At 64.8% G+C, this 8,711-nt stretch carries 10 protein-coding genes and 2 pseudogenes; 10 read left to right on the forward strand and 2 right to left on the reverse strand.

The window, feature by feature from the left end; translation table 11 throughout:
* Positions 1-315: 315 nt before the first annotated feature.
* Positions 316-510: a hypothetical protein gene (locus MET2598_RS41260; protein WP_157182192.1), complete on the reverse strand. Its 195-nt coding sequence runs from the start codon at positions 508-510 to the stop codon at positions 316-318.
* Between the two features lie 337 nt (positions 511-847).
* On the opposite strand from MET2598_RS41260, the gene MET2598_RS0118095 reads away from it, so the two are divergent.
* From MET2598_RS0118095 to tnpC, 4 genes and pseudogenes are all read left to right on the forward strand, one after another.
* Positions 848-1,912 carry an alpha/beta fold hydrolase gene (locus MET2598_RS0118095; protein ID WP_018261822.1) on the forward strand — a complete coding sequence of 355 codons (1,065 nt, stop codon included), beginning with the start codon at positions 848-850 and terminating at the stop codon, positions 1,910-1,912.
* A gap of 527 nt (positions 1,913-2,439) precedes the next feature.
* Positions 2,440-2,694, forward strand: coding sequence for a hypothetical protein (locus MET2598_RS41265; protein WP_157182193.1), 255 nt, complete (start codon positions 2,440-2,442; stop codon positions 2,692-2,694).
* A gap of 349 nt (positions 2,695-3,043) precedes the next feature.
* Positions 3,044-3,295 carry a hypothetical protein gene (locus MET2598_RS39395; RefSeq protein WP_236728744.1) on the forward strand — a complete coding sequence of 84 codons (252 nt, stop codon included), beginning with the start codon at positions 3,044-3,046 and terminating at the stop codon, positions 3,293-3,295.
* Positions 3,296-3,754: 459 nt separating this feature from the next.
* Positions 3,755-5,036, forward strand: a pseudogene (gene tnpC, locus MET2598_RS36805) (IS66 family transposase).
* Positions 5,037-5,136: 100 nt separating this feature from the next.
* Here tnpC and MET2598_RS36810 read toward each other — a convergent pair.
* Positions 5,137-5,993: pseudogene (locus MET2598_RS36810) on the reverse strand (transglutaminase family protein).
* 133 nt (positions 5,994-6,126) lie between these two features.
* Between MET2598_RS36810 and MET2598_RS0118115 the strand changes: the two are divergent.
* From MET2598_RS0118115 to MET2598_RS0118135, 6 genes are all read left to right on the forward strand, one after another.
* Positions 6,127-6,510 carry a hypothetical protein gene (locus MET2598_RS0118115; RefSeq protein ID WP_018261827.1) on the forward strand — a complete coding sequence of 128 codons (384 nt, stop codon included), beginning with the start codon at positions 6,127-6,129 and terminating at the stop codon, positions 6,508-6,510.
* A gap of 14 nt (positions 6,511-6,524) precedes the next feature.
* A complete protein-coding gene (locus MET2598_RS43420; protein WP_265576574.1) occupies positions 6,525-6,656 on the forward strand; it encodes a hypothetical protein in 132 nt (43 codons plus the stop codon).
* A gap of 318 nt (positions 6,657-6,974) precedes the next feature.
* The gene (locus MET2598_RS0118120) at positions 6,975-7,184 is read left to right on the forward strand and encodes a cold-shock protein (RefSeq protein ID WP_018261828.1); all 210 of its coding nucleotides are present in this window, start codon (positions 6,975-6,977) and stop codon (positions 7,182-7,184) included.
* An 83-nt stretch (positions 7,185-7,267) separates the two neighbouring features.
* The gene (locus MET2598_RS0118125; protein WP_012331786.1) at positions 7,268-7,489 is read left to right on the forward strand and encodes a hypothetical protein; all 222 of its coding nucleotides are present in this window, start codon (positions 7,268-7,270) and stop codon (positions 7,487-7,489) included.
* Between the two features lie 3 nt (positions 7,490-7,492).
* Complete coding sequence (locus tag MET2598_RS0118130) at positions 7,493-7,873, forward strand: DUF6481 family protein (protein WP_018261829.1); 381 nt, start codon at positions 7,493-7,495, stop codon at positions 7,871-7,873.
* A gap of 67 nt (positions 7,874-7,940) precedes the next feature.
* Positions 7,941-8,138 carry a hypothetical protein gene (locus MET2598_RS0118135; protein WP_012331783.1) on the forward strand — a complete coding sequence of 66 codons (198 nt, stop codon included), beginning with the start codon at positions 7,941-7,943 and terminating at the stop codon, positions 8,136-8,138.
* The last annotated feature ends 573 nt before the right edge of the window (positions 8,139-8,711 follow it).

The following is an 8,711-nucleotide window of genomic DNA, read 5'->3' on the forward strand; positions in this document are numbered from 1 at the left end:
GACCCGGTGACCGCAGCTTCTCGCGAAGTGCCCGATCCGAACGCCGCCGACCTGCCATCACAACCGCCCTCCGCCAAGCCGTTGCGACGACCACTTGAATCCACCCTGTCGCGCTGTCTCCTTACAGGTCGCCGATGTTGCTGATTCACCTATGTGGGGGACGCCTCTGCGAAGGAGGCGCACACCCTGGCTCCCTTCGGAAAGCCCGTCATGCAACGGTTGCCGAGGTCCCGAGCTCAGATCGAAGCCCTCATCCTGGCGGAAGCCCGCAGCAGCCCCGGTGGGGCGTGCGTTGTCGGGTTTCGGTTCACTCCTTCACCAGGCGGGAAGGATAGCCCGGGCTTTGCCCTCGAATTCAAGGGGGGTAGCGAAGAAGAGCATTTCAATATGGTGCAGACAGTTGCCGAGATGATCTGGCAGCTTTTTCGCATCTACGAGATGCGAACCTTCATGCTTCACTGAAGATCGTTGATGGTTCGCGAGGCTGTCAATCGCGAGGGGGCGGGTCATGCGGCAACTCCAACCGCGGCCCGCCCGGCCTCGGTCAGCGTCAGCAGCCCGAGCCAGCGGTGGTGATTGCGTCGAGGGTGCCGAACCGGACGCCATCACCTGATCGGCGTGGCGTCAGGACAGGTGAACTCAAGGCTGAACGCGACAGCAAGCAGGACCAACCTGTTGTAAACCAATTAAAAAAAGCTGAGAGTCTGATCAGACGTTCCTCAATTATATAGACAGTTGCCTCTAGTCGGACACGTCCATGCTCGACCGTGCTGGATTGCGCTGTGTCATCTCGGCGGAACAAACCGCACAGCATCAGCTTGATCCGGCCTGGACCAAGCGAGGATGCATGCACGACGACCGCACTGACGCCACGAAGCCGGACATCGACCGCCGGACCTGGCTGGCACCCGCCTTGATCGGGTCCGCAGCAGCCCTCGGCGCGTCGGCATTGTACACTGTCGCGAAAGCCCGTGAGGCCGAGCGCCGTCACCCGCCCATCGGCCGCTTCATGACCGTCGATGGCGTGCGCCTGCACTACGTCGAACGCGGGCAGGGCGACCCCCTGGTGCTCATCCACGGCAACGGCACCATGATCCAGGACTTCCTGGTCAGCGGCATCGTCGAGGATCTCGCCACGCGCCACCGCGTCATCATTATCGACCGTCCCGGCTACGGCTACAGCGCGCGGCCGCGGGCTCTCTGGACGCCGAGGGCACACGCGACCTTGTTCCAGGAGGCGCTGAAGCGTCTCGGCGTGTCGCAGGCAGTGGTGCTCGGTCATTCGTGGGGCAGCTTGGTCGCCGTCGCCCTCGCGCTGCAGGCCCCGCACCTCGTACGCAGCCTCGTGCTCGCCTCGGGCTACTATTATCCAACGCTGCGGGCCGATGTGGTTCTGTTCTCGCCGCCGGCGATCCCGGTGGTTGGCGACGTCATGCGCTACACGGTGTCACCGGTCGTCTCCCGGCTCATCCTGCCGGGGTTGTTCAAGGCCATGTTCGCGCCTGCCGCGGTGCCGGAGCGCTTTGACGAGCAGATGCCGAAGGAGCTGATGCTACGCCCCTCTCAGCTCCGAGCTGCGGCCGAAGATGCGGCGCTGATGACGCCCGTCACGGTGGGGCTTCAGGAGCACTACCGCGACCTGATGCTGCCGGTGGTGATCGTGACGGGTGCGGACGATCAGATCGCGGATGTTGGCCGGCAGTCCGAGCGGCTGCATCGGGAGTTGCCTGACAGCGAACTCATCGTCGTTCCGGGAATGGGGCACATGATCCATCACCTGGCGCCCGATCAGGTCATCAAAGCCGTCGCGCGTGCGGCGGAGCAAACCAGCGTCAAAGCTGGCCACGAGCGGAGACCAGTCAAGGTCGGTGCGAATGAAGCCTCATTCCGAATGTCCAAGCCTGCTGCTTGAATTCGTTCAGAGCGGGCAGGTGGAGCAAGCCGGTACGGCAGCAGGAAGCATCCTCGCCTATCTGGCCGGCCTGCCAGACCTGCAGGCGCAAGTTCTCGCCCTTGACGATCTTTAGGACGAGTTAGCGGAACGCTGCGCCTCCCTCGCCGTCAGCGGCGAGGCCGAGGACCGACATATCGCCGTTGAGGACGCGATCGAGCAGGCGCGAGGCACCCTGAAAGCGCAATCGCAGGGATCACGTCCATCCTGCGGACAAAGAGTCAGGTGAGGATGCTGTACAACCAGCAACCGAGCAGCAGGGCGCGGCGCGGGACGGTCCTTGTCGCGCGAAGCGCCTCCCCGGGAGGTTAGTCTTGATCGCAGCAGGCTCGCGCCCCAACGTCCGACAGCCTCCATTCGGGACAGAACAGGTGCGGGCCCGGGTCAGGGGCGCACCGCCCGAGGGAACCCGATCACACGCTTAAACTCGAGGGAATGAAGAAGGATCATATGCTGTAATCTGCCCAAACCAGGTGCGGGAGGATCAGATGTCTGCGAATTGGAAGGCAGTTAAAGAAGACTTGGATTGGAGCCTGAATAAAATGAATGATGTGAAGGGGCGAGCTGAATTGAAGGAAGCGTTCAGCAAAGGAGACGCTAAAGCCATCAGCTCGGCTAATGAAGCGTTCAAATTAGGGCAGCGAGATAATCACAAGTTGGCGAATTTTTTGAGATGTGCGCACGAAGATAGTAATAGACTATACAATATTGGTCGAAAGCTGATCAATCTAAAGCCGGTTTGAGATCTGAAGAAGGTTTCATCATGGACGGCTTCGGATAATGAAGGCCAGCGGCCTCACCCTGGCACAGCGATGCCGTAGAGGTCGACGCACGGCGTACCGCGGCAGGCCTCGCGCATTCGGGCGGCGGTCGATGCCGTTGAGCAGGAGGTCAGTAAGGTCGGAACGTAGGGCAGGCACGCTCATCCGGCCGTGGCGATCCGCTCCTACCGCGCACGCTGCTGTGGCGATGGCAATGTGGAGCCCGTCCTCGATCTCCCCGGCGGTAATAGCCGGCCATCGACCCCCCCGAATGTGGGGGACAGAGGACTGCTTCTGGCGCACACTCCGTTCTTGGCCGGAGGCGCCTTCGATGCAGCGTGAGCGGAAGACGTGGGCGCAAGTCGCGCGAATGATCTTGATACAGATCCAGGGTCGCCCAGGAGGCGAAAATCTGATTGCACTCCGATTTAATCCAGTCGCGGCTGGCAATGTTTTTCCGGGCTTCTCCATTCAGACAGCAACCAATTCAGCGGACGAAAGCCGCGCGTTCGCTCAAACCGTGGTCGAGCTGATGAGTCATTACAGCCGCGAGTACGAGATCAGCTCGCTTACGGTACACTAGCTTTAGCATGTCGCCCTCGAAGCTATCGATCACGAGAGGGTGGGTCGTGCCGGGGCGTGTCGCAAATGTTTAACGGCCGAAAAATCTCCTCCGAACAGAGAATTACAATGCCTGCTCGCCGCCTGCTCACCCACTCCGACGAGGTCAGTGAACTGGTTTGACGGGCCTGATATCGCCCCGTCGGACCGGGGTGCGCCTCTGCCGGGAGCATAATTCTCTACGGCCAAAACCTTTGCGACACGCCCGGCCTCAAAGGCTCATCGCACAGGCACAACATCCCCCTCACCAACAGCATGGCCGGACCGCTCGGGGGCAACTCGGCCTGATGCTGGAGCGGACCATCTCCGCCAGCAATTACCCAGGGGGTGCGCTCGGTCGCGGCGTGACGCCGGCGAGGAGCCGATGGGGGCGCTCGCGGCGCCTCTTGCCCGGAGCCGCTTTGGCTGATTCCCTCGGGAGATGGGCCGCCACGATTTGGAACGTCTGAGCAAAGAGGAGTTGATCGAACTGGTGCTGCGCCTGCAGCGGCCGGAGAAGACCTCGCGCACCTCCTCCAAGCCGCCCTCCACGGATCGCAAGGAGCGGCGCGAGCAGGCCAAGCCCGGTGGCGCCAAGCCGGGTCACGAGGGGCATAGCCGCGCGCTCAGTCCCGATCCTGACGAGGTCGTCGCCCACCGCCCAGGTCAGTGCCCCTGCTGCGGCGGTGCCCTGGCGGCCGACCTGCCCGCCGAGATCGTCAGCGTGTGCGAGCAGATCGAGTTGCCCGCGGTGACGCCGTTCGTCACCCGGCATCAGCGGCTCGCGGTGCATTGCCCCTCATGTGGCACCCGCGTCGTCGCTCCGGTGCCGCAGGCGGCGGCCGGCACGCCGTTCGGTCCGCGGCTGCACGCGGTGGCGGTGTACCTGAAGACCTTCCAGGCTCTGTCCTACGAGCGCCTGCAAGCCGCGCTGGTTGACCTGTTCGGGCTGACCCTGAGCCAGGGCGGGCTGATGAACCTGCTGCGGCGGGCCCAGGGGCAGTTCCGCGCTGGTCGCGAGGCGGCGGTCTCGGCACTGCGCCGGGCCGCGGTGGTCGCCTCGGACGAGACCGGCGTACGCATCGAAGGCAGCAACGCGTACCATTGGGTCTTCCGCTCGGACGAGGCGGTCGTTCATCACGCCGCCCCGACGCGCGCCGCCGCGGTGGTGCACGCGATGATGGACGGGCACCGGCCCGCGGTGTGGCTGTCGGACCGCTACACCGCCCAGCAGGGGGGCCACGGCGCGCGGCACCAGACCTGCCTGGCGCATCTGGCGCGACGTCGCCTACGCGGTCGAGGTCAGCGAAGATCCGGTGCCGCTGCGCCTGCAATTGTGGCTCGGGTCCGTGTTCAGCCTGGCCGAGCGCGTCATCGACTTGGCGGCCTCGACGCTCTCGGCCAAGCGCCGGGCACTGGAGCGGCAGCTGTCGGAGATCCTGTCCGCCCCGAGCCGTTGCGACCTGAGCCGCGCTCTGCAAGCCAAGATCGGCAGGGCCCGTCATCAACTCCTGGTCTTCCTCGACCATCCCGGGTGCGTGGCGGTCACCAACAACGGGTGTGAGCGCGCTCTGCGCCCGGCAGTGGTGCAACGCAAGGTGACGAACGGCTACCGTGCTATGTGGGCGGCCGCAGGCGAGGCGGACGTGCGCACGGTCGTCGACACCGCTCGCCTCTCGGGGGCCGGCACCTTCGCCACCCTCCTCAAGACCATCGGCGCCTGATCGTGCCCCGCGCCGCCCACCTCATCGCAGATAAGCTCAGCCGGCTCCGACACCGGGCCGGACCCCCCTGGGTAATTACCTCCGCCAGCAGGATCGCTCATCACGAGGCGACGCTGACCTCGACGCTCATGTTCTGGAAGGCGTTCGTTGCGCCAAGAAGGCTGCCGGCCACCGGCATGGCCTGCCGGATGTCGCGGGCGACGGCGACCGGGATCAGGTTCGCGCCGCCCATGCTGTGGTTGGGTCGAACGTGATCCAGCCCGCGCCTGGCACGTAGACCTCGCCCCACGCGTGCGTCGAGCCGGCATTCGCCGAGCCTACCAGGGTCTGGGTCGGGTGATAGAGGCAACCGGAGACGATCCGGGCCCCGAAGCCGAGGCTGCGCACGGCTTCGACGAACAGGGTCGCGAGATCTCGGCAGGACCCTTGTGCGAAGGACAGGCTTTGGCTCGGCGACTGCGTGCCTTCGTCCTCGCGGGCTTGGTAGGCAACGCACCGGGCAACACCGGCACTCGGATCCTGCAGCAGCGACAGGGTATCCGTCGGGTTCCCCGCGACGAAGCCCTGCGCCCAGGCTCTCAGCCCTCCATCGTCAGGGTATTGCTGAACCGTCAGGAGGCCGAGGTCGCCCCACTCGTCGTCGGAGTAGCGAAAGGGATAGGAGATGGCGGAAGCAGCGATCGGAAAGACCGGGTAGGCTGCAGCCGAAAGAACGACCTGCGCGACGCTCTCGATCACGAGCGTATCCGATGGCTGGCCGAACGTGGCCGTTGCCACGGCATTGCCGAACACGTCGTTGGCCCAGCTCAGCGTGGCTCAGGGCGTCAAAGTGATGTTGCTGGACACCAAGCGCACGTCGCGGTTTTCGCGCGGTCGCAGCATCAGCCGATGCGCCCCGAGTGTCACGGGGTGCCGAAATCGGTAGAGAGTTCGGTGCTGGATGTGCAGGTCGACCATCGCTTGCTCCTCGTGCCGGCCGGAACAGCACCGATGCTTCCGGCCGCGATCCCCATCACCACGCCTCCAAACCGATCGGTTTGCTCCGGCGATCCTCGAAACTGCGACTCGCGGCGCCTCCGAGTTAACGGACATGGACGAGGAAAGCTGTCATGTTAGCCGCGCGAAGATGAAGGTTGGCCGGATGACGGACCGCTCGATCGAACTGGACGAGCGGCGCGGGATGGCCGCTCAGAAGGCCACGACGCTCCGCCGCAGGCGGGCCGCCGTGAAAGCACAACACGCGGACTTTGTCGCGCGCCAACACGACCTCGAAGCCAACCTGTTCTCGGCGGAAGCCGCGACGTGGCCGGAAGCGGCTCAGAAGGCGCGATACCTGCTGGAGCGCTTCTCCGCCTCGCTGTCCTGCGACGATCCTCGCTTGCACAGCATGGTGGCTGCCGTGCTGGCTGATTTCACGCGCCTGTCGGAGTCGGTCACGTCAGATGGACGAGACGGGGCGGCCCCCGACGTCTGACCAGGGGGACCCTCATGAGTGACGATCGCAAGCGCGGAAACCGCGAAGCCAAGAAGCCGAAGAAGGAAAAGCCGAAGACCATTGCGGCTGCCCCGAGCACCAAGGGCCAGGCGGTTACAACCGCCAAGTCCGGGGCGAAACACTAGCGCAGCCAGTTGCTTAACCGTGCCGCACTCGTCCCGGCGTGCCGCCGGATGTGGTTGCCGAATAGGCCCGTCCGAACGCGCGTTTGGCCACAAGCGGAGCAGGGTAGCGAGGTCTTTTCATCTGGGCGCCTTGCCATCGGTGCTGAAGCGGCCCATACTAAGCGGATCGATCTTTGGCCGGACTTCCGGGCCTCGTCGCCCTGCTGAGCGGGGCGCATGCTCTGACACTCTCTCCAAATCCTATCGATCATCCGAGCCTTGGCGCTGCTGATCGCGCGCCAAGCTCACGCCTGCACTTACGAAACTATGGATACGACTATGAGCATCGGCACCGTGAAGTGGTTCAACGGCCAGAAGGGCTTCGGTTTCATTCAGCCGGAGGATGGCAGCAAGGACGTGTTCGTTCACATCTCCGCCGTCGAGCGCGCGGGCCTGCAGACGCTGTCTGAGGGCCAGAAGGTCTCCTACGAGATGGAGACGGATCGCCGGAGCGGCAAGCAGTCGGCCGGCAATCTCCGGGCGGAGTAGTCCGGTTTGCACCGGGGTGCGGACCTCGTCGTCCGTACCCCCTGCTCCTCACGAGGAGTCCGAACTCGAATGGATTTCACAACGTGGATTTTACTTTCACTTCAGTCGCAAATTGCCAGCCCGTCTTGATCGAAGTCGAAACGTTTCAGGTACAGCAGATCTGGAGGCAGCAGGCTCAGGAACGGCTGGATGTCAGTCACCTGATCGACCGCACCTACCGCTACCACTCGGTGCGGGAGTTGCGCTGGCACCTCGCCGACCGGTTCTCGGGCCCGGTCCACTCGCTCAGCCTGAGCCGAGTCTGACGGATGGGCGGGTTCAAGGAGGCCTCGTTCGGCGAGCGGCTGAAGTCCTCCGCCGAGGCCAGAAGCGCCATGCTTGTCCGCTCCGCGCGGAGCGCAGCGGACGATGTAGCGCTCACGGCGCGGCGCGCCGAGCGGCAGGCCGTCGCCGAGGCGCGCATCACGCGGTTGGTCGAACGGGAAGCCGCCCGCCAGGCGGAGGCGGCCCGCGTACAGGCCGAGCAGGCCGCGTTACGCGAGCAGGAGGCTGTGCTGCGCGAGAAGGAGGCCGCGGATCAGGCGCGGGATGTCGCTGAGGCGTCGGCCCGCGCGACGACGCTCCAGGCCGAGCAGAAAGCCGCGCGGGATGCCCGGTACGCGGCGCGCAAGGCGCGCCAACGCGGCTGAGCGAGCTTCGCCAACGCCGCAGCGTGCTTGAGAACGACACGTCGTCCGCCAACATCAGGAATAATCAATGTCGCACAAACTCAAGCTTCATCAGAACGTGAAGATGCGTCCGGCCGGATTCTCCGACAAGCTCGTGAGCAGCGGCGAGGTGTTCGAGATCGTGCGGCTGATGCCGGAGGATCGCACTGGGGAAGCGACTTACCGCATTCGCTCCCGCATGGGTGAGCGTGCGGTTCGGGAGAGCGAGATCGCTCCGGCTCTTTGAGCATGCGTTCTCAACCGGAACGCGGCGACCAAGCACGGCTGTTCATCCGGCCCGGCCTCCACTCATGAGTATCGTTTGTCTGGAACCTGGATGTTGGATCGCCGGCTGACGGCATGGGAAGGCCGCACCAACCCCCACCTGAACTGTCCTTATCGATCCAGGCCCGCCTCCCCATTGCGTATGTTTGATTGGACGATTGGAGGAGAAACGGCCAGGGCCAAGAACTCGTTACGGGGGCAGCCCGCATTTCCTCCGGTGCGGGGTTCAAGCCGCGCCGGGTCGTGTCCCTGGTGGTGGTGTAGCTCGACGGGAGCGAGAGAGCCCGTCTGCGCGCCCTCCACAGCGCCGAAGCAGGCGGGATCTCTCGCGGGGTGGTCATCGGCGGTTGCCGGGTAGGGTCGGGGTGCGAGCACCAACCTCGAACCCGAGAGACCTCCGATGACCGACGAGATGATGAGCCTGCGCGGGCTGCTGGAGAAGAGCGCCGACGCCGACCTGCTGCGCGAGATGATCGGCTTTGCGGCCGAGCGGCTGATGGAACTGGAGGTGGGCGGCCTGACCGGGGCGGCCCAC

Origin of the sequence: Methylobacterium sp. WSM2598 (genome assembly GCF_000379105.1) — a bacterium.
Lineage (GTDB): Bacteria > Pseudomonadota > Alphaproteobacteria > Rhizobiales > Beijerinckiaceae > Methylobacterium.

Coding starts and splice junctions, on each gene's coding strand:
- MET2598_RS41260 (WP_157182192.1), bottom strand. CDS start 510: ATGACCCGCCCCCTCGCGATTGACAGCCTCGCGAACCATCAACGATCT.
- MET2598_RS0118095 (WP_018261822.1), top strand. CDS start 848: ATGCACGACGACCGCACTGACGCCACGAAGCCGGACATCGACCGCCGG.
- MET2598_RS41265 (WP_157182193.1), top strand. CDS start 2,440: ATGTCTGCGAATTGGAAGGCAGTTAAAGAAGACTTGGATTGGAGCCTG.
- MET2598_RS39395 (WP_236728744.1), top strand. CDS start 3,044: ATGCAGCGTGAGCGGAAGACGTGGGCGCAAGTCGCGCGAATGATCTTG.
- MET2598_RS0118115 (WP_018261827.1), top strand. CDS start 6,127: ATGGACGAGGAAAGCTGTCATGTTAGCCGCGCGAAGATGAAGGTTGGC.
- MET2598_RS43420 (WP_265576574.1), top strand. CDS start 6,525: ATGAGTGACGATCGCAAGCGCGGAAACCGCGAAGCCAAGAAGCCGAAG.
- MET2598_RS0118120 (WP_018261828.1), top strand. CDS start 6,975: ATGAGCATCGGCACCGTGAAGTGGTTCAACGGCCAGAAGGGCTTCGGT.
- MET2598_RS0118130 (WP_018261829.1), top strand. CDS start 7,493: ATGGGCGGGTTCAAGGAGGCCTCGTTCGGCGAGCGGCTGAAGTCCTCC.
- MET2598_RS0118135 (WP_012331783.1), top strand. CDS start 7,941: ATGTCGCACAAACTCAAGCTTCATCAGAACGTGAAGATGCGTCCGGCC.